Source organism: Pannonibacter sp. I15F10I1 (genome assembly GCF_900185665.1).
GTDB lineage: Bacteria > Pseudomonadota > Alphaproteobacteria > Rhizobiales > Stappiaceae > Pannonibacter > Pannonibacter indicus.
The window spans coordinates 1,040,023-1,061,520 of record NZ_FYAN01000026.1 but is presented as its reverse complement, the minus strand read 5'-3'; the positions used below and the strand labels follow the sequence as shown (position 1 = coordinate 1,061,520).

Here is a 21,498-nt window from a genome sequence, read left to right as displayed (position 1 = left end):
AGGTGCATTGTGTGTTCGGGTCACGCGTCATGATCATTCGTCAGTTTCTGTCCTGGGCCGGTACGGCGGCGCCCGCTGAGCGCGCCGAGGCCACCGCTGCGCTTGCACGCGCCTTCCTGCATTCGCCGATGAGCGAGGCAGAGCGGGGCGATTGTCAGGCCGCATTGACCTATCTGCTGGATGATCCGGCGCCTGAAGTCCGCTTTGCCCTTGCGGATGTGTTCGCCCGCCGGGAGGATGCGCCGCGCCCTGTGGTGCTGGCGCTGGCCCGTGACACGGCGCTGGTTGCCGCTCCGATCCTCGAATTTTCGCCGCTGGTGCCCGATTGCGATCTGATCGATCTGGTCGCCGAAGGCTCTGACGCCGTGCAATGCGCCATTGCCCGCCGCCGGAACCTCTCTGCCCCTGTGGCTGCCGCGCTGGCAGAAGTCGCAGGGCCGGAGGCCTGCGCCGTGTTGCTCGACAATCCCGATGCGGTCATCGTCTCCTTCAGCCTCTCCCGCCTTGCCGAACGCTTTGCCGATGATGCTGCCGTGCGCAGCCGTCTGCTGGCCCGCACCGGCCTGCCTCTGACCATCCGCCACACCCTGCTGACGGCCTTGACCGATGGCCTCAAGGCACAGGCGCTGGTGCTTGCCGGCGAGGCGCTTCCCGAAAGCGCAGAAACCTATCTTGAAGAGGCCCGCGAGCGCGCAACCGTCGTGCTGGCAGCCGGTGCCACGGATGCGGAACTGGGTGGTCTCGTCGAGCATCTGCGCGCGCGCGGTCAGCTGACGGCACGGCTGATGCTGCGCGCCGCCGGCATGGGCCGGCTGCGGGTGCTGTCCGCCTGCCTGTCCGCCCTCTGCGGCCAGCCGCAGGCGCGGGTGGCGGATCTGCTGGCCACCGGACGGGCCGGAGCCCTGCGTTCCCTGCTCATGGCCACCGGTCTGCCCCAGCGCACGGTCGCGGTGTTTCAGTTGATGGTGGAAGCCTACCGGGCGGCAGATTGCAGCTTCCTGCAGGATCAGCCTCCCGCCACGACCCGCGCGGTGATGGAAGAGGTCAGCGCCGGCCTTGAGGAGATGGCTGTCAGCGGCGGGGTGGAGGATGTCTTCGCCCTGATGCGGGTGCTGGTCCTGGAAGCGGCCCGTGAGGAAGCGCGGCTGCTGGTGAATACCGAGCTTCTGGCCGCCGCGTGAGGGCAGAGCCTGGGTGCAGGCTCAGTCCTTAACAGGCACCGTGCGTTCGATATAGTCCTGCGTCACCTCCTGCAATTTATGCAGAAGCGCTGCGCCGGTCGGGTTCGCCTCGTCGCGGGCTTCTTCGGCCACGATGGCGCGGATCGCGTCCACATGCTGGCGCAGAAGTGTCAGCGGCAGGTGCTCCGGTGTGCTCACGGCCTCAATGAGATGGCAGAGACTGGCGGCGACGGCTCCGGCCAGCGGATAGCCCAGCGTCTGCGCCTGTCCCTTCACATTGTGGGTGGTGTTGTAAAGCTGCGCGAGGGTCGTCTCGTTCAGCCCCTCCTCCTCGATGGCGCTCCAGTCGGCAAACAGCTGCTCGGTCTCCCGGTGCATCCAGCCGTCGAACTGGACGGAGAGCCGCTCCAGCGCCGCTTCCGCCGCCTTGATGGGATCGAACTTGGCCGCCTCGCGCGGGCTCATCACCCGCACCTTCTTGCGCAGGTCCGTTGGCGGCTTGACGAACTCCACGTCGCTGCCCTGAAGATCCTCGTCGCTGATCATGATCGGTGTCCTTGCCCTGCCGCCAATACCGGAAGATTCCGCTGATGCCCGCGTAAGGTCAATAGCGGAACATTTCACTTAAAATTCGCTCGTCCCAGCCATGGCCTGCGTCGGACATGATCAGACAGGCGGAGCTTTTGTCCTCGCGCACGCTCACCTTCGCCACATTGCGGATTTCCGTGTGATCGGCAGCGGCGCTGACCGGGCGCTTGGCGCTCTCCATCACCTCGATTTCCACCACCGCATGATTGGGCACCAGCGCACCGCGCCAGCGGCGGGGGCGGAAGGCGCTGATCGGCGTCAGCGCCAGAAGCGGGGCTGAAATCGGCAGGATGGGGCCATGGGCGGACAGATTGTAGGCGGTGCTGCCCGCAGGGGTCGCCACCAGGCAGCCGTCACAGATCAGTTCTTCCAGCCGTTCGCGCCCATCAACGGAAATGCGCAGCTTGGCCGCCTGATAGGTCTGGCGCAGCAGGGAGACTTCGTTGATGGCGCGGGCACTGTATTGCACGCCGGCCTGATCGATCGCCTGCATGTAGAGCGGGTGGATCGTCGTCACATCCGCGGCCGCCAGCCGCTCCAGCAGGCCATCCTCCTGGTACTCGTTCATCAGGAAACCGACGGACCCCCGGTTCATGCCATAGATCGGAATGCCGGAATTCATGAAGCGGTGCAGGGTCTGCAGCATCAGGCCATCGCCGCCGAGAGCGACGATCACATCCGCTTCGCCCGGTGTGGCATTGCCATAAAGCGCCGTCAGCGAAACGAGGGCCTGATGGGCTTCCTCCGTGTCGCTGGCAACCAGCGCGATGCGGCCGGGGCGGATTTCTCTCTGGGTCATTGGCTCTGGAACTCGGGTGCTGCATCTGCCGCGGCTCCGCGCCGCCCGCCATTCATCCGCCAGATTGCCCGCCGCTGCAAGGCGCGATTGCCGGAATGGGGAAGTCCCCCGGGCGTTGATGCGGGGTCAAAAATCAAGCCGGGCATTGTCGACCACTTCCTTGATGACAAAGAAGGTCCGCGTCTGGCGCACGCCGGGCAGGGCGATCAGCTGCTCCGCATGCAGGCGGTTGAAATCGGCCATGTCGCGGACGCGGATCTTCAGGAAGAAATCGAAGTCCCCCGCCACCAGGTGGCAATCGAGCACGACAGGCAGCTTGCGGATGGCCTCCTCGAAGGCGGCGAAGCTCTCGGGCGTCGAGCGGTCCAGCTCCACTCCCACCATCACCAGCGCGCCCCGGCTGACCTTCTGCGGATCGATCACCGCCCGCACGTCCCGCACATATCCCTCGTCAAACAGCCGCCGGATGCGCCGGTGGCAGGTGGCGGGACTGACATTGACCGCTGCGGCAATATCCGCGTTCGACATGCGCCCGTCCTGCTGCAGCAGATGCAGGATCTTGCGGTCGATGCGGTCGAGGGACTCAGGAGTGAAAGATTCTTTCATTACAGAGATCAAATCCGGAATAATCGTTATCTGAAAGCTCTATATCTGCAATCAGACGATCATTGAAGGCCCAAGATTGCAAGCACCTTTCATATCCTTCCTGCTAGCGTTCCGCCACCTTTCAAGAGTGGAGCAGGCAATGCTGAAACTGGATAAATTCGAACGTTACCCCCTGACCTTCGGCCCGACCCCGATCGAAAAGCTGGACCGCCTGTCGGCGGAACTGGGCGGCGCCGTGGAGATCTACGCCAAGCGTGATGACTGCAACTCCGGCCTTGCCTTCGGGGGCAACAAGCTGCGCAAGCTGGAATATATCGTGCCGGACGTGCTGGCCTCGGGGGCCGATACGCTCGTGTCCATCGGCGGCGTGCAGTCGAATCACACCCGCATGGTCGCGGCAACTGCTGCCAAGCTCGGCCTCAAGTGCGTGGTGGTGCAGGAAAGCTGGGTGCCGCATGAAGATGCCGTCTATGACCGCGTCGGCAACATTCTTCTCACCCGCCTGATGGGCGCGGACAGCCGCATCGTTGAAGACGGCTTCGACATCGGCATCCGCAAGAGCTGGGAAGACGCGCTGCAGTCCGTCAAGGACGCCGGCGGCAAGCCCTACGGCATTCCGGCCGGCGCCTCCGTCCATCCTTATGGCGGTCTTTGCTATGTGCGCTTTGCCGAGGAAGTGCGGGCGCAGGAAGCCGAAATGGGCATCCGCTTCGACTATATCATCGTCTGCGTCGTCACCGGCTCCACCCAGGCCGGCATGATCGTCGGCTTTGCCGCCGATGGCCGAGCCGACCGGGTGATCGGCATCGATGCCTCCGGCACGCCGGAACAGACCCGCTCTCAGGTGCGCGAGATCGTCGACCGTACCGCTGATCTGGTGGAACTGGGCCGTCCGGTGCGTGAGGACGAGATCGTCATCGTTGAGGACTATGCCTATCCGGCCTATGGCGTGCCGAGCGCCGAGACCAACGAAGCCATCCGCATGGCTGCCCGCACCGAGGCGATGATCACCGACCCGGTTTATGAGGGCAAGTCCATGCAGGGCATGATCGACCTCATCCGCAAGGGCAAGATCCCCGCCGGTTCCAAGGTTCTCTACGCCCACCTCGGCGGCGCCCCCGCCATCAACGGCTACAGCTACACCTACCGCAACGGCTGAGTTCCCCATCGACCAGTCTGCGTGCGAAGCGGCAGCTCCCACCCCCGGGAGCTGCCGTTTTCTTTTCCGGAAAGCTGTCCTCGCAGGAAAGAGGCTGCCGCCTTCATGCTGGGGCGCCCTGATACAGGTGAGAACCGAATAGATCTCGGCCATCCCGGCCGTATCAGGCGGCGCGCGCGATGCCTGGCAGCGCCACGGCCTGCTCACCCGGCACGAGCGCTTGCTCGGGCTGTAGCAGGTGACCGCCGAGCTGGCGTTCGAACTGACCGAGGAACAGAGCTGTCTGCTCGAACGCTTCTCGCCGGAGTTCCGCGAGCGCCACATCGAGGCCCCACACGGGCCGCCTCGTCGCCGTCAGCACCTTCTTCGCTTTCTCGCGCTGGATCTGTCGGCAGCAAAACCTCGCCGAGCGGTCTTCGACAAGATCAAACAGTTTGAGGCATTGCGACAGGTTAAGGCAAACGGCGGGAGAACTACATGGTTGCTATCAAGCTTATGGCCGCGAGAACCTGGTGTTCCAGCTAACGGGTCTGCGACCTAAACCGGCTTCTGGTCCGGAACCTGCTGGCGACTTTCTTGTGACGCGTGGGAGGAGAACCCGTCAGCTCTCCATCGGCGTGAAAGAATGGTGCCCTGGTTCCTTTTCCATTTGGCGAATTTCTCCTTGAAGCCAGTTTCGAAAAGCGCGAACTCTCGGTGCGTTTGCGAGGTCAGGCGTGGATAGAAAAAAGTAGGCTTGTTTTGTCTCGAGCTTCCGTTCCGTCAGCATGACGACCTGCCCCTTCGAGAGTGCCCGCTGGGCATAAATATCCCTCACCACTGCAAGGCCCAGGCCTTCTGCGACCGCTTCGATTAGCAATGCATCATCCGCGAAACTCGGGCCGCGCGTTACCCTATGGTCTTGATCATCGACATGGTGCGCTCTGAACCACGTTCTCCAATCACTGCGGTTGCGATCCTGCAGAAGGGTATAGTCCAAATAATCTCGAGGGGTATCGATCGCACCATGTTCCTGAGCGTAGCTCGGATTACAGATTGCAATGAGATTCGGCGTCACCAGGTGGGTGATGTCCACTCCATGATACTCACCAGAGCCATGCCGGATCGCGACATCGACGCCTCCACGTCGAAGGTCCACCAGACCCACCGATGTTTCAATGCGAACTTCGATCCCGGGATAGAGGGCGGAGAAACGTCCGAGTCTTGGAACCAGCCAGCAAGCTGCGAATGACGGAACCGTCGAGACAACGAGGCATTGATTTCGTGGCTTGTCAAAATGAAAACCAGCCACGGCATCTTCGATCTCCCGGAACGGATTGTTGAGAGACGAAAAGAGTCTGTGGCCTTGCTCGGTCAAGCGAACGTCGCGATTCGAGCGGTGAAAAAGACGCGTCCGCAGGCGCTGCTCTATTTGCCTCACCTGTTGGCTGACGGCGCCTGCCGTCACTCCCAGGGAACTTGCAGCCTCCTTCATACTGCCCAAACGGGCGACTTCAAGGAACGTTCTCAGGGCCACAAGGGATACCGGTTGTTTCATGCCCTGACTTTAGCAAATCTAATCTCAACAGCAATAGAAATGGTTTGCCCATCGCAACCACAGCCTGCAATGTCACGGTCACAAAAGATTTGGCATGGCACTTGAGCAAGTAAGTATTGCGTCGGCAGAGGTGCCAATCAACAAAGGCGTGGTTATGACACAACGGACGGCTGTGCAACCAGACACAGGCGAAATGCCTGCTTTGGGCAAGAAACTGTTGTTGCTGCTCGCAGCAGGAGCAGGCTTGTCGGTCGCAAATAGTTATTACAATCAGCCAATGCTCGGCCGGCTTGCAGAGGAATTCGGTGTCGGCCCGGCAGCGGTCGCAGCCATTCCCTTTGCGACGCTGATCGGAAACACCACCGGCGTCATTTTCATCGCGCCACTCGGTGACAAAATAGAGCGCCGCAGGTTGATCGTAGTCACGACCTTCAGCCTGGCATCGACCCTTGTGGCAGCATCCATGGCCTCGGGCTTTTTGCCTCTGATCTTATCGAGCTTTTTCATCGGTCTTTTTGCTACAGTTGCACAGCAGATTGTACCGCTGTCGGTCCACATCGCACCTGCAACATCAAAAGGGCAGACACTCGGGTTTGTGACGGGCGGTATCCTTCTCGGAATCCTCCTCTCTCGCACAGTGAGTGGAGCGGTGACCGAGTGGTGGGATTGGCGGCTGATGTTTCAACTGGCCGCAGCACTCATGTTCATACTGACGGTGCTGTTTGCATTCAAATTGCCGCAAGTCCGGCCAACGACAACGATTAGCTATTCTGCGTTGCTTCGATCTCTAGCAGCGTTGCTCATAACGCACCGGACACTTCGGATCGCCATTCTCATCCAAGCGTTGGTTTTTGGGGCGTTCTTGGCATTCTGGTCAAATCTCGCGTTGCTCTTTTCGCTACCACATTTCGATCTCGGTCCTTCCGCGGTTGGCATGATGGCGATCATCGGAGCGGCCGGAGTCTTTGTGGCGCCCGTGGCCGGCCGCTTCGCTGACCGGCACGGTTCGGAAAATGTGATCAGCGCCGGCGCTGCGCTAGTCGTTTTAGCGTTCGTGGTCTTTGCGATCTTTCCAGGCAGTCTGTGGGCACTAGCGATCGGCGTATTGATTATGGACGTGGCCGTCCAATCCTCTCAGGTTGCAAATCAGGCACGCGTGTTTGCCCTCGACCCAACGGCTCGCAGCCGGCTCAATACCGTGTTCATGGCCACCATGCTTTTCGGGGGCGCTATCGGGGCAGGCTTGGGCGGACTTGCATTCTCTCACTTTGGTTGGAGCGGGACATGCGCTGTCGGTTCGGTGGCCGCCGGACTTGCGTTCATCCTCTCCCGGTTCACCATCGATCACGACAATCAATAGTTACGGAGATGCAAAAATGACAGTTGCCGTCGGCAGTTCTGAATTCGCAAGGCTGTCAATCGAAGATCGCGTAAATGCGGTTCTCAGCTTCGTTGATGAGGAGGAGTATCAAGCCGTCTCGACCAAGCTGGCGGACCTGTTTGGACTTCAATATCACTTCGTCCCTTGCCACCAATTCGGGATCAAGGCCATCATCAAGAACCGGGTGTTCACCTTCGGCGAAGGGATCTCTCTCGCCTCCAGGGTGTTCATGATCCTTCATACAATCGGACATTACTACTTCATTTCCCGCGCCGACAAGATGGGAATAGACCGCTATCGTTACATTTACGACACTTTCGAAAATACCAATCTTCATGTCTATGAGCAGGCCGTGGCGTAGCCAGACACCGCGCAGCCCGCAAAGCTCCACGTCAGCTCCCGTTGCACAACCCGCCCAAACGGGCAAAGCCCAGACCCGGTGTCTCGCTCACGCTGGATAAAACTTGGGGGCAACGTCACCACCCCCGTCAGGGTGCGCCGACTGTTAGGCGATTACCGTCTCTGGGCATCATAAATGATCACCCCGCTGCGCCCGTATTCCTGTCTCATAGCTTTGAGATGATGCGTCAGGCGAGTTTGGGTGGAGGGTGCTCTATACACGCCCTCCGGCTGGCCGGACGAAGACTGATCCTGTGAAGTCATGTGAAGAAGGCCCGGCGCCGCAACAGCGCCGGGCCTTCTGCATGAACGGTTCAGAAAGGCCATGTCGCGCGTGCGACTTTTTCTGCTCGCACAGGTTGCATATGTTCCTGCTGCGTTCTGGTCTGTCTTGGCGTAAGTCATTGAAAAATATGGTGCCGGCAACAGGGTTCGAACCCGTGACCCCCTGATTACAAATCAGGTGCTCTACCTGCTGAGCTATACCGGCATCTTTCGCGGCTTTTAGCATGGGTTTGGCGGATGTGCATCCGCCTTGATGCAATTTTTCCACTGATGAGGAATAGCCGGAAAGAAGAGGAATACCCGGCGGGGTGGAATGTGGCCCCGCCGGGAGATGATGTCAGGCTGCCGCGCGGCCCCAGGCGGGGAAGGGGTCCTTGAGATTGCGCCAGCTGGCCGGAACAAAGGACGATGCGGGCACGAGGCAGGCGGAGAGGTCGCGGCGCAGCGCTTCCTCATCCATCGGGTCCGTGCCGATGAACACCAGTTCCTGCCGCCGGTCACCCCACACCGCGTCCATGTAGGGCGCCATGGCCTTGTGCCAGTCCGGGTGATCCGGCCAGTGGGTCTTGGGCACGGCAGACCACCACAGACCGCGCTTTTCGGTGCGCACCTGCGCGCCGGCCATGCTCAGCTCGCCGACGAATTCCGGCCGGGTCGCCAGCCAGAAGAAGCCCTTGGCGCGCACGACGCCGGGCCAGCTGCGGTTGATGAAGGCCTGCAGTTTTTCCGGATCGAAGGGCTGACGGGCGCGGTAGACGAAGGAGCGGATGCCATATTCCTCCGTCTCCGGCACGTGATCGGAAAAGCCGTTCAGCTCCTTGTACCAGAGCGGGTGGGTGTGGGCACGCTCGAAGTCGAAGCGTCCGGTGCCCAGCACATCGGACAGCAGCACCTGGCCATGGTCCACCTCGATCACGCGCGCCTCGCTGTTGAGCGAGCGGATGATCTTGCGGGCGGCCTCCAGCGCCTCCGGTGTAGCGCTCGATACTTTGTTGAGCACGATGACATCGGCAAATTCCATCTGGTCCACCAGAAGGTCGATCAGAGTGCGGGTGTCGTCCTCCCCAAGGGACTCGCCCAGATCATCCAGCAGGCTGAGCGAGCCGAAATGGCTGAGCAGGCTCGCCGCATCCACCACCGTCACCATGGTGTCGAGCCGGGCGATGTCGGACAGGCTCTCGCCGTTCTCGTCGCGGAACTCGAAGGTGGAGGCGACGGGCAGCGGCTCGGCAATGCCGGTCGATTCAATCAGGAGATAATCGAAGCGGCCAGCCTCTGCCAGGCGCCGCACTTCCACCAGAAGGTCGTCGCGCAGGGTGCAGCAGATGCAGCCGTTGGTCATCTCGACGAGGGTTTCCTCGGTGCGTGACAGGTTGGCCCCGCCATCGCGCACAAGGGCGGCGTCGATGTTCACCTCACTCATGTCATTGACAATGACAGCAATGCGAAGGCCTTCGCGGTTGGAGAGGATGTGGTTGAGAAGCGTGGTCTTTCCGGCGCCCAGAAAACCGGACAGCACGGTGACGGGAAGGCGTTTGGTCATGGTTCGCTCGTGTGGGTCTGGAGTGGTGTTCTTATAATGTAATAACATTACATGCGATCTAGCATGGCCCGCCCGCCTTGCCAAGGGGCAGGCAGGTTCTCCACCGGCGAAACCGTCTTGCGCGGCGGCGGGCCGCAGGACCGGGGCTTGACCTGCGGCCTGCCTGTAAATATGAATTATCTACTCAGGTATTTGATGCCGCCCGCAAAAGACTGTCCGGGCGGCTGCGCAGGGAGAGACACATGTTTGTGGCAATGAACCGCTTCAAGGTGAAGGCTGGTCAGGAAGAGGCTTTCGAGGCCGTGTGGAAGGGCCGGGATTCGCGCCTCGACGAGATGAAGGGCTTCAGGACCTTTCATCTGCTCAAAGGGGCGGCCGATGAGGACGAAGGCATCACGCTCTATGCGTCCCACACGGTCTGGGAAAGCCGTGAGGATTTTCTGGCCTGGACCAAGTCCGAGCAGTTCCGCGAGGCGCATCGCAATGCCGGTTCCAACAAGGACCTTTACGCCGGTCCGCCGCGCTTCGAGGGTTTTGAGGCTGTGACCGGCGCCTGAGGCTGGGTCATTTCACTGGAAGCGAACGCCGCGTGCCGTGAAGGCTGACGCGTGACAAGGCAGAAAGCACCATGAGCACCGAGCCCCGCAAGACCGCAGACGCGCACCCGCAGGCCCCTTCCTGTCCGGGCGGGGCGGTCAGTGTGCTTTCGCCCGACGAGCAGACGGTGGTGCAGGTGCTGCGGCTGATCTGCCTGTCCTATGCCCGGCCGCAAAGCCAGGCCTGGGAGCAGGCGCTGCTGACGGCGCAGGCGGGATTCGGGGCAGGGCTCGGCGGAGAGGTTGCGGTGGCGGTGATGCGGCTGATGCGGGCGATCCGCGCCGTGCGCCAGACCACGTTCCGCTTCCGTGATCCAGGCTGCCCCTGCTGCCGCACCAGCCTGTCCGATCAGGAGGGCAGGGTGCTGGCCATGGTGCGTGCCGCGCTGGCCGACCCGGTGCATCCGGCGCTGATCGATGCGATGATCCTGTGCGAGGGCGGCCCGGCAAACCGGGTGCTGCTGGAGGCGGACCGGCTGGCCGGCCTCCTGCACAGGCGCAGCGCGGCCCATCAGCAGGCCGCATAAGATCAGCTGCAGAGTTTTTGCGCGGGAGTGTTTCCCGCGCAAGACGATCAAAGCCCCATCTTGCTCCGGGCCAGATAGAGCGACAGAACGGCGGCATTCGACACGTTGAGCGAGCGGATCTCGCCCGGCATGTCGAGACGGGCCGTGGTGTCGCAGGCGGCCCGCACGCCGGGGCGCACGCCCTTGCCCTCAGAGCCCAGCACCAGCACGGTCTTGCTGCCGAAGGTGGTCTCTTCCAGCGTCGCCGGGCCATCGCTGTCGAGGGCGACGCGGAAGAAGCCCTGCTCGCCCATCTCTTCCAGAAATTTGGCGAGGTTCTTCACCCGCACGTGCCGGATCATGTCCAGCGCGCCGGATGCGGATTTGGCCAGCACGGAGCCTTCCTCCGGCGCGTGGCGCTCGGTGGTGACAACGGCATCGGCGGCAAGCGCCACGGCAGAGCGCAGGATCGCACCCACATTATGCGGATCGGTCACCTGGTCGAGCGCCAGCACCAGTCTTGCGCCCTTCAGTTCCTTCACCCCATAGGCGGGCAGGGGGGCGGCTTCCAGAATCATGCCCTGATGCACGGCATCGCGGGTGACCATGCGGTCGAGCGCGCGGGGCATCTGGATATCGACGGGCACGTCAATCTTGACGCCGCGCTCCTCGAGCCGGTTCACCGCATTCTCCGTTGCATAGAGACGGATGCGGCGGCGGTCCCGGTTGCGGAAGGCGGCTTCCACGGTGTGCAGGCCGTAAAGCAGCACAGGGCCCTCCGGCGGCAGGCCGGGGCGGCGCGGGGCGGGCTTGACGAAGCCCTGTCCCTTGCCGGGACGGGCCTTGCTGGTGAAAGGGCGCCCGCGCTGCGGGCCGGAAGAATGTTCGCTCATGCCGCTCTCCTACTCTCTATATGCAGGAGGGGGAAGAGGGAGGCGGCTGACACGGCCGAATGCGCTTGCAGATTCTCGGGCAGTGACAGGCTGAAGGCTTCATCCACAGGCGGCCGGGAGACCGGCGCCGCAATGCAGCAAAGACGGCGCATATCCGGCCAAGCCTGTGCAAAACTTCATGAAACCGCTGGAAGGGCAGGGAAACCCTAGGGCGGCGGGAGCTGCCCCGCAGAACCGGCGAAGCGGGAAATCGGCTGACGGCGAATTTTCTTGAAAGAAATCCAAATCGGCGTTGACAGCAGGGAACCCTATCTGCATAACACGCGCCACAGGACACCCCGGCCGGTTGGACGGGGCGGTCTGTGAAGCCATCCTGACTGCTTCGGACAGAGGCTCGACGGAATGGAGGAGTGCCCGAGTGGCTAAAGGGGACGGACTGTAAATCCGTTGGCTAAGCCTACGTTGGTTCGAATCCAACCTCCTCCACCATCGTCTCCCGAAGTCCGGGTCAGCGGGTGTAGCTCAATGGTAGAGCAGCAGCCTTCCAAGCTGATGACGAGGGTTCGATTCCCTTCACCCGCTCCATCACTGGGTGCCGATCAGATTGACCGGTGCGGGCTTCGCTCGCTCAGGGTCCTGGAAAGAACGGGAAGCAATTCGTATTGGCCGCGGCGCCTGAGATGGCTGCCGGTGCCGCCGGAAAGCGTCCCGCCTCGAACCTGACGACTAACTGCGTAACAGATAGAGAGCGACGCCGATGGCGAAGGAAAAGTTTGAGCGCACGAAGCCGCACGTGAACATTGGCACGATCGGCCACGTTGACCACGGCAAGACGACGCTGACCGCGGCGATCACGATGACGCTGGCTGAGACCGGCGGCGCGGTTGCCAAGGCCTATGACCAGATCGACGCAGCGCCGGAAGAAAAGGCGCGCGGCATCACGATCTCGACGGCCCACGTTGAGTATGAGACGGCCAACCGTCACTACGCTCACGTTGACTGCCCGGGTCACGCCGACTACGTCAAGAACATGATCACCGGTGCTGCCCAGATGGACGGCGCGATCCTGGTGTGCTCGGCCGCTGACGGCCCGATGCCGCAGACCCGCGAGCACATCCTGCTCGCCCGTCAGGTCGGCGTGCCGGCTCTGGTGGTGTTCATGAACAAGGTCGACCAGGTCGACGACGAAGAGCTTCTGGATCTCGTCGAGATGGAGCTGCGCGAGCTGCTCTCCTCTTACGACTTCCCGGGCGACGACATTCCGATCGTCAAGGGCTCGGCTCTGGCTGCGGTTGAAAACCGCGACGCCAACATCGGCCGTGACGCCATCCGCGCTCTGATGGACGCCGTTGACGCGTACATCCCGACGCCGGACCGTCCGATCGACATGCCGTTCCTGATGCCGATCGAAGACGTGTTCTCGATCTCCGGCCGTGGCACCGTGGTGACCGGCCGTGTCGAGCGCGGCATCGTGAAGGTGGGTGAGGAAGTCGAGATCGTCGGCATCCGCGACACCAAGAAGACGACCGTGACCGGCGTTGAGATGTTCCGCAAGCTTCTGGACCAGGGCCAGGCAGGCGACAACATCGGCGCGCTGATCCGTGGCGTTGGCCGTGAGGATGTTGAGCGTGGTCAGGTTCTGTGCAAGCCGGGTTCGGTCAAGCCGCACAAGAAGTTCAAGGCCGAAGCCTACATCCTGACGAAGGAAGAAGGCGGCCGTCATACGCCGTTCTTCACGAACTACCGTCCGCAGTTCTACTTCCGCACGACGGACGTGACGGGCATCGTTGAACTGCCGGAAGGCACGGAAATGGTGATGCCGGGCGACAACATCTCGGTCGTCGTGACGCTGATCGTTCCGATCGCCATGGAAGACGGCCTGCGCTTCGCTATCCGCGAAGGCGGCCGTACCGTCGGCGCCGGCGTGGTGGCATCGATCATCGAGTGATGATGGCGGGCGCCGGCTCATCCGGCGCCTTCCCCTCCGGACTTGAACAACCCCTTGCGGGTTGCCTGAACCGGAGATAAGAACAGGTTTGGACGGAACTTCAGGTCCCGTCCGTGCAGGGGTATAGCTCAGTTGGTAGAGCGGCGGTCTCCAAAACCGCAGGTCGCGGGTTCGAGCCCTGCTGCCCCTGCCATTTTGTTCTTGAATATTGGCCGCCGAGGCCTTATTGAGGACCACTCGGGCGGGGCGCGCGGATGATTCTGCGCGCCCGCTCGTCGTGACAAGACCGGAACCGGAATGGCCAAGAGCAATCCCTTTACGTTTATCCAGCAGGTTCGCTCCGAAGCTGCCAAGGTGACCTGGCCGACCCGCAAGGAAACGGCTGTGACGACTGTCATGGTCTTTGTGATGGTGGTGCTTGCCTCCATCTTCTTTCTTCTGGCGGATCAGCTGATGAGCTGGGGCATTGGCTTGCTCCTCGGCGTGGGCGGTTGACGCCTGCAAGGTTTCACGAGACAGGAAACGGAACTGAGGTCATGGCCAAGCGCTGGTACATTGTGCATGCCTACTCCAATTTCGAGAAGAAGGTAGCCGAGTCCATCCGCGAGAAAGCTGCCCAGAAGGGGCTTTCTGACCTGTTCGAGGAAATCCTCGTTCCGATGGAAAAGGTCGTCGAAGTGCGCCGCGGGCGCAAGGTCGATGCCGAACGCAAATTCTTCCCGGGCTACGTTCTGGTGAAGATGGACATGACCGATGAGGCGTTCCATCTGATCAAGAACACCCCCAAGGTCAGCGGCTTCCTCGGTTCCGAGCAGAAGCCCGTTCCGATTTCTGAAGCCGAGGCGCGCCGCATCCTGAGCCAGGTTCAGGAAGGTGTCGACCGGCCGAAGCCGTCGGTCAGTTTCGAGGTTGGCGAGCAGGTCCGCGTGTCGGACGGCCCGTTTGCCTCCTTCTCCGGCCTCGTCGAGGAAGTGGACGAAGAGCGCGCGCGCCTCAAGGTTGCCGTGTCGATCTTTGGCCGCCCGACGCCGGTCGAGCTGGAATTTGGTCAGGTCGACAAGGTCTGATCAAGCTGGCCGCCCACGGGCGGCCAAAGCTGCATGGAGGCCATCATGGCCTTCGCGCAGAAGAGGGTGGCAGGTAAGGCGCGCCTACGCCGGGCGTGTCAAGCCAGACCACCCGCTCCTGAATGCCGGTTTATCCGGCTTACTCGCTAGGAGAGTATAATGGCGAAGAAAATCGAAGGTTACATCAAGCTGCAGGTGGCAGCCGGCTCCGCAACGCCGTCTCCCCCGATCGGTCCCGCGCTGGGTCAGCGCGGCCTCAACATCATGGAATTCTGCAAGGCGTTCAACGCGCAGACCCAGGATATCGAGAAGGGCGCCCCGTGCCCGGTCGTGATCACCTATTTCTCCGACAAGTCCTTCACCTTCCAGATCAAGACCGCTCCGGTCAGCTTCTTCCTGAAGAAGGCTGCTGGTCTGAAGTCCGGTTCCAAGACCCCGGGCCGCGGCACGGTTGGCAAGGTGAACAAGGCGCAGGTGCGTGAAATCGCCACCGCCAAGATGAAGGACCTCAACGCGAACGACGTGGAAGCGGCGATGCGCATGGTTGAGGGTTCTGCCCGTTCGATGGGCCTCGAGGTCACGGAGTAAGATCATGGCGAAGATTGGCAAGCGTATCCGTGCTGCTCGTGAAGGCATCGACAGCAACAAGACCTACGCCCTCGGCGAAGCCCTGACCCTGCTCAAGGACCGCGCCAAGGTGAAGTTCGACGAAACCATCGAAGTTGCGATCAACCTCGGCGTTGACCCGCGTCACGCTGACCAGATGGTCCGCGGCGTCTGCGTGCTGCCGAACGGCACCGGCAAGACCGTTCGCGTCGCCGTGTTTGCCCGTGGCGACAAGGCTGAAGAAGCCAAGGCTGCCGGCGCAGACATCGTTGGCGCCGAAGAGCTGGTCAACGAAGTGCAGGGCGGCAAGATCGACTTCGACCGCTGCATTGCAACCCCGGACATGATGCCGCTGGTCGGCCGTCTTGGTAAGGTGCTCGGCCCGCGCGGCCTGATGCCGAACCCCAAGGTCGGCACCGTGACCCCGGACGTGGCTTCGGCCGTGCGTGACGCCAAGGGCGGCGCCGTGCAGTTCCGCGTCGAGAAGGCTGGTATCATCCACGCCGGCGTTGGCAAGGTCTCCTTCACCCAGGACGCCCTGGTCGAAAACATCCGCGCTCTCGTGGATGCCGTCCAGAAGGCCAAGCCGAGCGGTTCCAAGGGCCAGTACATGCGCCGTGTTGCCCTGTCGTCCACAATGGGCCCGGGCGTCAAGGTCGACCTGGCTTCGATCAACGGCTGATGCTGCAGACCCGGCAGGGCATACTGCCGGGTTTCGCGCTGGCCGCAGCGGCGTGACCGGCCTGGAGTTGAAGCTTCGGCCCGCGCCGCATCCAAGAGGTTCCTCCCGGTTCTGCCGGGAGGCACTGGTCCGGTCCCGTACCGGATCATCCCTGTCCGAGACTGCAGGTGCCGGGAAACCGGTCTAAGCCGAATGGGCCTGCATAGATGGGTGAGAACCAGTTTGTTTCCGGCTTGCCGGGTTTTGCAACGGTTCGAACCAGATGCCTTGCCGCGCTCCAAGCGAGGTGAGGGGACAGGAAACCCTGAGCGTCGCCTGTGACGCGGTACGGGGCTTCCCCGCACCGCCAAGCTGGCGGCAAAGGCAAACCGGTGGCGGAAACGCCATCAAATGGAGTAGGCAAGTGGAAAGAGCGGAAAAGCACGAGTTCGTGACCGCCCTCAACGAAGAGCTGGGTAGCACTTCGGTTGTGGTCGTCGCGCACTATGCGGGTCTCTCGGTTGCACAGATGACCGCGCTGCGGTTGAAAGTGCGTGACGCCGGCGGCACCGTAAAGGTTGCAAAGAACCGCCTTGTAAAGCTTGCCCTTCAAGGCACTGACCTTGAGCACATCAATGGCCTCTTCACGGGCCCGACCCTGATCGCCTATTCGGAAGATCCGGTCGCGGCTCCCAAGGCCATGGTGGAATTCGCCAAGACGACGGACAAGTTCGTCATCCTCGGCGGTGCTCTCGGCAAGACCAACCTGAATGCGGAAGGCGTCAAGTCTCTCGCCACGATGCCGTCGCTCGATGAGCTGCGCGCAAAGCTGGTGGGCATGATCCAGACCCCGGCATCCCGCATCGCCCAGGTTGTCAACGCACCGGCCGGGCAGCTCGCCCGCGTTTTCGGCGCGTATGCCAAGAAGGACGAGGCCGCATAAGGCGCCCCCTAAGCAATACACTGTCTGTAACCAAGCATTTGGTTCGAACGTAAGGTACATAAGAAATGGCTAACCTCGAAAAGCTCGTTGAAGATCTGTCCGCCCTGACCGTCATGGAAGCTGCTGAGCTGTCCAAGATGCTCGAAGAGAAGTGGGGCGTGTCCGCCGCTGCTCCGGTGGCTGTTGCTGCCGTTGCTGCTGCTCCGGCTGCTGCTGTTGAAGAGCAGACCGAATTCGACGTCGTTCTCGCTGACGCTGGCGACAAGAAGATCAACGTGATCAAGGAAGTCCGCGCCATCACCGGCCTCGGCCTGAAGGAAGCCAAGGAGCTCGTCGAAGGCGCTCCGAAGGTTGTCAAGGAGCAGGTCTCCAAGGCTGAAGCCGAAGACCTCAAGAAGAAGCTCGAAGAGGCTGGCGCCAAGGTCGAGCTCAAGTAATAGGATCGAAAGATCCAAGGCGGTCCCGGGCAACCGGGACCGTTTCCTGGCCCCGGCGGGTATAACCCGTTTCCGGGGCATTAGTCCCGAATAGGGGACGGTTATCCGAAGCGCCCGGGCGAAGCTGCCCGATTGGACAAGGGGCGTTGCGGACAGCCGTCACCCAAGGCGATACGAACGAGGAGCGACAATGACCCTAACGTTCAACGGTCGCAAGCGTGTCCGGAAATTCTTCGGATCGATCCGCGATGTAACGGAAATGCCCAACCTCATCGAGGTTCAGAAGGCATCCTACGACCAGTTCCTGCAGGTTGAGGAGCCCAAGGGCGGCCGTCCCGATGAAGGCCTCCAGGCGGTCTTCAACTCTGTTTTCCCGATTTCCGATTTTGCCGGAACGGCCCTGCTTGAATTCGTCAAGTTCGAATTCGAACAGCCCAAGTACGACGTCGAGGAGTGCCGTCAGCGCAGCATGACCTTTGCTGCCCCGCTGAAGGTGACCCTGCGCCTGATCGTGTTCGATGTCGATGAAGACACCGGCGCCAAGTCCGTCAAGGACATCAAGGAGCAGGACGTCTACATGGGGGACATCCCCTTCATGACCGAGAACGGTACGTTCGTCGTGAACGGCACCGAGCGCGTCATCGTGTCCCAGATGCACCGTTCCCCGGGCGTGTTCTTCGATCATGACAAGGGCAAGACCCATTCCAGCGGCAAGCTGCTGTTTGCTGCCCGCGTGATCCCCTACCGCGGTTCCTGGCTCGACATCGAGTTCGATGCCAAGGACATCGTCTATGCGCGTATCGACCGCCGCCGCAAGATTCCGGTCACCTCCCTGCTGATGGCCCTCGGCCTCGACGGCGAAGAGATCCTGAACACCTTCTACCAGCGCATCGAATATTCGCGCGCAGGCAAGGGTTCCTGGCGCATGCCGTTCGACGGCGACCGCCTCAAGGGCAACAAGGCTTCCTACGATCTGATCGACGCCGACACCGGCGAAGTCGTGATCGAAGCCGGCCGCAAGGTCACCGCACGCACGATCAAGCAGCTCACCGAAAAGGGCGTCAAGGCCCTGAAGGTGACCGACGAAGACCTGCACGGCCAGTATCTGGCCGAGGACGTCGTCGACTTCGTGACCGGCGAGATCTACGCTGAAGCCGGTGACGAGATCAGCGCCAAGCTGCTCGACGAGCTGATCCAGCGCGGCTACGAGGACCTGACCGTTCTCGATATCGACCACATCAACACCGGCGCCTATGTCCGCAACACGCTTGCTGCGGACAAGAACGAGAGCCGTGAAGATGCGCTGTTCGACATCTACCGCGTGATGCGCCCGGGCGAGCCGCCCACTCTGGACTCCGCTGAAGCGATGTTCCAGTCGCTGTTCTTTGACGCCGAGCGTTACGACCTGTCTGCGGTCGGCCGCGTCAAGATGAACATGCGCCTTGACCTGACCTGCCCGGACACCGTGCGCACCCTGCGCAAGGAAGACATCCTGGCCGTGATCCGGCTGCTGCTCGACCTGCGCGACGGTAAGGGCGAGATCGACGACATCGACAACCTCGGCAACCGCCGTGTGCGTTCGGTCGGCGAACTCATGGAGAACCAGTACCGCGTCGGCCTGCTGCGCATGGAACGTGCGATCAAGGAGCGCATGAGCTCTGTCGACATCGACACGGTCATGCCGCAGGACCTGATCAACGCCAAGCCGGCCGCAGCTGCCGTGCGCGAGTTCTTCGGCTCCTCGCAGCTCAGCCAGTTCATGGACCAGACCAACCCGCTGTCCGAAGTGACGCACAAGCGCCGCCTGTCGGCTCTTGGACCGGGCGGTCTGACGCGTGAGCGCGCCGGCTTCGAAGTCCGCGACGTGCATCCGACCCACTATGGCCGTATCTGCCCGATCGAGACGCCGGAAGGCCCGAACATCGGTCTGATCAACTCGCTGGCGACCTTCGCCCGCGTGAACAAGTACGGCTTTATCGAGAGCCCGTACCGCAAGGTGCGCGATGGCATCGTCTCCGACGAGGTCGTCTATCTCTCGGCCATGGAAGAAGCCAAGCACTACGTCGCCCAGTCCAACGCTGTCCTCGACGAGGGCAACCGTCTGGTGGAAGAGCTGGTCACCTGCCGTCATGCCGGTGAAAACATGCTCGTTCCGTCCGACCGCGTGGACCTGATGGACGTGTCGCCGAAGCAGCTGGTTTCGGTCGCTGCCGCGCTCATTCCGTTCCTGGAAAACGACGACGCCAACCGCGCGCTCATGGGCTCGAACATGCAGCGTCAGGCTGTGCCGCTGGTGCGCGCCGAAGCGCCGTTCGTCGGCACCGGCATGGAGCCGATCGTGGCCCGTGACTCGGGCGCTGCCATCGGTGCCCGCCGCGGCGGTGTGGTCGATCAGGTGGATGCGACCCGTATCGTTATCCGTGCCACGGAAGATCTCGATCCGTCCAAGTCGGGCGTCGACATCTACCGCCTGATGAAGTTCCAGCGTTCCAACCAGAACACCTGTATCAACCAGCGTCCGCTGGTCCGCGTCGGTGACGTCATCTCCAAGGGTGACATCATCGCTGACGGCCCGTCCACGGATCTGGGCGATCTGGCGCTCGGCCGCAACGTGCTCGTCGCGTTCATGCCGTGGAACGGCTACAACTTCGAGGACTCCATCCTCCTGTCCGAACGTATCGTGTCCGATGACGTCTTCACCTCGATCCATCTGGAAGAGTTTGAAGTCGCCGCCCGTGACACCAAGCTCGGACCGGAAGAAATCACGCGCGACATTCCGAACGTCTCGGAAGAAGCGCTGAAGAACCTCGACGAAGCCGGCATCGTCTACATCGGCGCCGAAGTGAAGCCGGGCGACATTCTCGTCGGCAAGATCACGCCGAAGGGCGAAAGCCCGATGACGCCGGAAGAAAAGCTTCTGCGCGCCATCTTCGGTGAAAAGGCTTCGGACGTCCGCGACACCTCCCTGCGTCTGCCGCCCGGCGTTGCCGGTACGGTCGTGGAAGTGCGCGTGTTCAACCGTCACGGCGTCGAGAAGGACGAGCGTGCGATGGCCATCGAGCGCGAGGAAATCGAGCGCCTGGCCAAGGACCGCGACGACGAGCAGGCAATCCTTGACCGCAACGTCTATGGCCGTCTGGCCGAGATGCTGCTGGGCAAGACCGCCATTGCCGGCCCGAAGGGCTTCAAGAAGGACACCAGCCTGACCGGTGACGTCCTTGGCGAATACCCGCGTTCGCAGTGGTGGCAGTTTGCCATGGACGATGAAAAGTTCATGAGCGAAGTGGAGGCCCTGCGCGGCCAGTATGACGAAAGCCGCAAGCGCCTCGAGCAGCGTTTCATCGACAAGGTGGAGAAGCTGCAGCGCGGTGACGAGCTGCCCCCTGGCGTCATGAAGATGGTCAAGGTCTTCGTCGCCGTGAAGCGCAAGATCCAGCCGGGCGACAAGATGGCCGGCCGTCACGGCAACAAGGGTGTGGTCTCCAAGATCAACCCGAACGAGGACATGCCGTTCCTGGCGGACGGCACGCATGTCGACATCGTGCTGAACCCGCTGGGCGTGCCTTCGCGCATGAACGTGGGCCAGATCCTCGAGACCCACCTTGGGTGGGCCTGCGCAGGCATGGGCCGCAAGATCGGCGAGCTCTATGACGAGTACCGCAAGACGGGTGAGATCCAGGCTCTGAAGGGCGAGATCCACGAACTCTACGGCGACAACATCAAGGGCGATGCGGTCAAGCGTTACGATGACGAGAGCGTCCTGCGTCTTGCCGAACAGCTGAAGAAGGGCGTTTCGATTGCAACGCCGGTCTTCGACGGCGCGCATGAGCCGGACATCGTGGAGATGCTCGACGCAGCTGGCCTTGACGCCAGCGGCCAGTCGACCCTCTACGACGGGCGGACGGGTGAAACCTTCGACCGCAAGGTCACCGTGGGTTACATCTACATGCTCAAGCTGCACCACCTCGTGGACGACAAGATCCACGCCCGTTCGATTGGACCTTACTCGCTCGTGACTCAGCAGCCGCTGGGTGGCAAGGCGCAGTTCGGTGGCCAGCGCTTCGGTGAAATGGAGGTGTGGGCCCTTGAAGCATATGGCGCTGCCTACACGCTGCAGGAAATGCTGACCGTGAAGTCGGATGACGTCGCGGGCCGTACGAAGGTCTACGAGGCAATTGTCCGTGGTGATGACACGTTCGAGGCCGGCATTCCGGAGAGCTTCAACGTTCTCGTGAAGGAAATGCGGTCGCTGGGTCTCAACGTGGAACTTCAGCAGTCTGACCTTACCGCAATTACCGACGAGCCCGCGGCAGACGCGGCAGAGTGATCTGCGGGCATGAAAAAGACTGAAACAGGACGTACA

21 protein-coding genes and 4 tRNA genes are annotated in these 21,498 nt (G+C 62.0%); 17 read left to right on the top strand and 8 right to left on the bottom strand.

Annotated features, from left to right (window positions below):
- Nucleotides 1-29 precede the first annotated feature (29 nt).
- Entirely contained in the window at nucleotides 30-1,181 is a 1,152-nt protein-coding gene (locus IF10I1_RS18150) for a DUF2336 domain-containing protein (RefSeq protein WP_186393755.1), read from the top strand.
- Nucleotides 1,182-1,202: 21 nt separating this feature from the next.
- On the opposite strand, the gene IF10I1_RS18145 is transcribed toward IF10I1_RS18150, so the two are convergent.
- The 3 genes from IF10I1_RS18145 to IF10I1_RS18135 all read right to left on the bottom strand — a co-directional run bounded on the left by IF10I1_RS18145 (nucleotide 1,203) and on the right by IF10I1_RS18135 (nucleotide 3,174).
- Nucleotides 1,203-1,727, bottom strand: a complete 525-nt coding sequence (locus tag IF10I1_RS18145; protein ID WP_186393754.1) for an Hpt domain-containing protein — start codon at nucleotides 1,725-1,727, stop codon at nucleotides 1,203-1,205.
- A gap of 58 nt (nucleotides 1,728-1,785) precedes the next feature.
- Complete coding sequence (locus tag IF10I1_RS18140; protein ID WP_050471342.1) at nucleotides 1,786-2,568, bottom strand: NAD kinase; 783 nt, start codon at nucleotides 2,566-2,568, stop codon at nucleotides 1,786-1,788.
- A 126-nt stretch (nucleotides 2,569-2,694) separates the two neighbouring features.
- The gene (locus tag IF10I1_RS18135; protein ID WP_019962501.1) at nucleotides 2,695-3,174 is read right to left on the bottom strand and encodes an Lrp/AsnC family transcriptional regulator; all 480 of its coding nucleotides are present in this window, start codon (nucleotides 3,172-3,174) and stop codon (nucleotides 2,695-2,697) included.
- 139 nt (nucleotides 3,175-3,313) lie between these two features.
- Here IF10I1_RS18135 and IF10I1_RS18130 point away from each other — a divergent pair, with 139 nt between their 5' ends.
- The gene (locus tag IF10I1_RS18130; protein WP_186424595.1) at nucleotides 3,314-4,333 is read left to right on the top strand and encodes a 1-aminocyclopropane-1-carboxylate deaminase; all 1,020 of its coding nucleotides are present in this window, start codon (nucleotides 3,314-3,316) and stop codon (nucleotides 4,331-4,333) included.
- A 163-nt stretch (nucleotides 4,334-4,496) separates the two neighbouring features.
- Here the strand turns inward: IF10I1_RS18130 and IF10I1_RS23170 are convergent, their stop codons facing one another.
- Both IF10I1_RS23170 and IF10I1_RS18120 read right to left on the bottom strand, forming a co-directional pair.
- On the bottom strand, nucleotides 4,497-4,670 hold the full coding sequence (locus IF10I1_RS23170; RefSeq protein ID WP_164477524.1) for a hypothetical protein: 174 nt from the start codon (nucleotides 4,668-4,670) through the stop codon (nucleotides 4,497-4,499).
- A gap of 264 nt (nucleotides 4,671-4,934) precedes the next feature.
- Entirely contained in the window at nucleotides 4,935-5,870 is a 936-nt protein-coding gene (locus IF10I1_RS18120) for a LysR substrate-binding domain-containing protein (protein ID WP_186393752.1), read from the bottom strand.
- A gap of 94 nt (nucleotides 5,871-5,964) precedes the next feature.
- Between IF10I1_RS18120 and IF10I1_RS18115 the strand changes: the two genes are divergently transcribed.
- Nucleotides 5,965-7,230: an MFS transporter gene (locus tag IF10I1_RS18115; RefSeq protein WP_244284747.1), complete on the top strand. Its 1,266-nt coding sequence runs from the start codon at nucleotides 5,965-5,967 to the stop codon at nucleotides 7,228-7,230.
- A 16-nt stretch (nucleotides 7,231-7,246) separates the two neighbouring features.
- Nucleotides 7,247-7,612 (top strand): hypothetical protein, encoded by a 366-nt coding sequence (locus tag IF10I1_RS18110; RefSeq protein ID WP_186393751.1) that lies wholly within the window; start codon nucleotides 7,247-7,249, stop codon nucleotides 7,610-7,612.
- 452 nt (nucleotides 7,613-8,064) lie between these two features.
- On the opposite strand, the gene IF10I1_RS18105 is transcribed toward IF10I1_RS18110, so the two are convergent.
- Together IF10I1_RS18105 and IF10I1_RS18100 are read right to left on the bottom strand one after the other, a co-directional pair.
- Nucleotides 8,065-8,140: transfer RNA gene (locus tag IF10I1_RS18105), tRNA-Thr, on the bottom strand.
- Between the two features lie 132 nt (nucleotides 8,141-8,272).
- Nucleotides 8,273-9,478, bottom strand: coding sequence for a GTP-binding protein (locus IF10I1_RS18100; protein ID WP_186424594.1), 1,206 nt, complete (start codon nucleotides 9,476-9,478; stop codon nucleotides 8,273-8,275).
- 242 nt (nucleotides 9,479-9,720) lie between these two features.
- Between IF10I1_RS18100 and IF10I1_RS18095 the strand changes: the two genes are divergently transcribed.
- Nucleotides 9,721-10,035, top strand: coding sequence for an antibiotic biosynthesis monooxygenase (locus tag IF10I1_RS18095; RefSeq protein ID WP_019962483.1), 315 nt, complete (start codon nucleotides 9,721-9,723; stop codon nucleotides 10,033-10,035).
- A 71-nt stretch (nucleotides 10,036-10,106) separates the two neighbouring features.
- Nucleotides 10,107-10,601 carry a hypothetical protein gene (locus tag IF10I1_RS18090; protein ID WP_186393750.1) on the top strand — a complete coding sequence of 165 codons (495 nt, stop codon included), beginning with the start codon at nucleotides 10,107-10,109 and terminating at the stop codon, nucleotides 10,599-10,601.
- 47 nt (nucleotides 10,602-10,648) lie between these two features.
- Here IF10I1_RS18090 and IF10I1_RS18085 read toward each other — a convergent pair whose 3' ends face one another.
- Nucleotides 10,649-11,473 (bottom strand): RNA methyltransferase, encoded by an 825-nt coding sequence (locus IF10I1_RS18085; protein ID WP_186393749.1) that lies wholly within the window; start codon nucleotides 11,471-11,473, stop codon nucleotides 10,649-10,651.
- 404 nt (nucleotides 11,474-11,877) lie between these two features.
- On the opposite strand from IF10I1_RS18085, the gene IF10I1_RS18080 reads away from it, so the two are divergent.
- The 11 genes from IF10I1_RS18080 (at nucleotide 11,878) to rpoB (ending at nucleotide 21,462) form a co-directional block, all read left to right on the top strand.
- Nucleotides 11,878-11,962 (top strand) — tRNA-Tyr (locus IF10I1_RS18080).
- A gap of 22 nt (nucleotides 11,963-11,984) precedes the next feature.
- A tRNA-Gly gene (locus tag IF10I1_RS18075) sits at nucleotides 11,985-12,058 on the top strand.
- Between the two features lie 172 nt (nucleotides 12,059-12,230).
- Entirely contained in the window at nucleotides 12,231-13,421 is a 1,191-nt protein-coding gene (gene tuf, locus IF10I1_RS18070) for an elongation factor Tu (RefSeq protein ID WP_058900184.1), read from the top strand.
- Nucleotides 13,422-13,538: 117 nt separating this feature from the next.
- Nucleotides 13,539-13,614 (top strand) — tRNA-Trp (locus tag IF10I1_RS18065).
- Nucleotides 13,615-13,718: 104 nt separating this feature from the next.
- A complete protein-coding gene (gene secE / locus IF10I1_RS18060) occupies nucleotides 13,719-13,916 on the top strand; it encodes a preprotein translocase subunit SecE (protein WP_019966700.1) in 198 nt (65 codons plus the stop codon).
- Nucleotides 13,917-13,957: 41 nt separating this feature from the next.
- On the top strand, nucleotides 13,958-14,488 hold the full coding sequence (gene nusG, locus IF10I1_RS18055; protein WP_019966699.1) for a transcription termination/antitermination protein NusG: 531 nt from the start codon (nucleotides 13,958-13,960) through the stop codon (nucleotides 14,486-14,488).
- A gap of 159 nt (nucleotides 14,489-14,647) precedes the next feature.
- On the top strand, nucleotides 14,648-15,076 hold the full coding sequence (gene rplK / locus IF10I1_RS18050; protein WP_019966698.1) for a 50S ribosomal protein L11: 429 nt from the start codon (nucleotides 14,648-14,650) through the stop codon (nucleotides 15,074-15,076).
- A gap of 4 nt (nucleotides 15,077-15,080) precedes the next feature.
- Nucleotides 15,081-15,776, top strand: coding sequence for a 50S ribosomal protein L1 (rplA, locus tag IF10I1_RS18045; protein ID WP_019966697.1), 696 nt, complete (start codon nucleotides 15,081-15,083; stop codon nucleotides 15,774-15,776).
- Nucleotides 15,777-16,179: 403 nt separating this feature from the next.
- A complete protein-coding gene (rplJ, locus tag IF10I1_RS18040) occupies nucleotides 16,180-16,698 on the top strand; it encodes a 50S ribosomal protein L10 (RefSeq protein WP_050475500.1) in 519 nt (172 codons plus the stop codon).
- 65 nt (nucleotides 16,699-16,763) lie between these two features.
- Nucleotides 16,764-17,135, top strand: coding sequence for a 50S ribosomal protein L7/L12 (gene rplL, locus IF10I1_RS18035; protein ID WP_019966695.1), 372 nt, complete (start codon nucleotides 16,764-16,766; stop codon nucleotides 17,133-17,135).
- A gap of 190 nt (nucleotides 17,136-17,325) precedes the next feature.
- Complete coding sequence (gene rpoB / locus IF10I1_RS18030) at nucleotides 17,326-21,462, top strand: DNA-directed RNA polymerase subunit beta (protein WP_186424593.1); 4,137 nt, start codon at nucleotides 17,326-17,328, stop codon at nucleotides 21,460-21,462.
- Nucleotides 21,463-21,498: the final 36 nt, after the last annotated feature.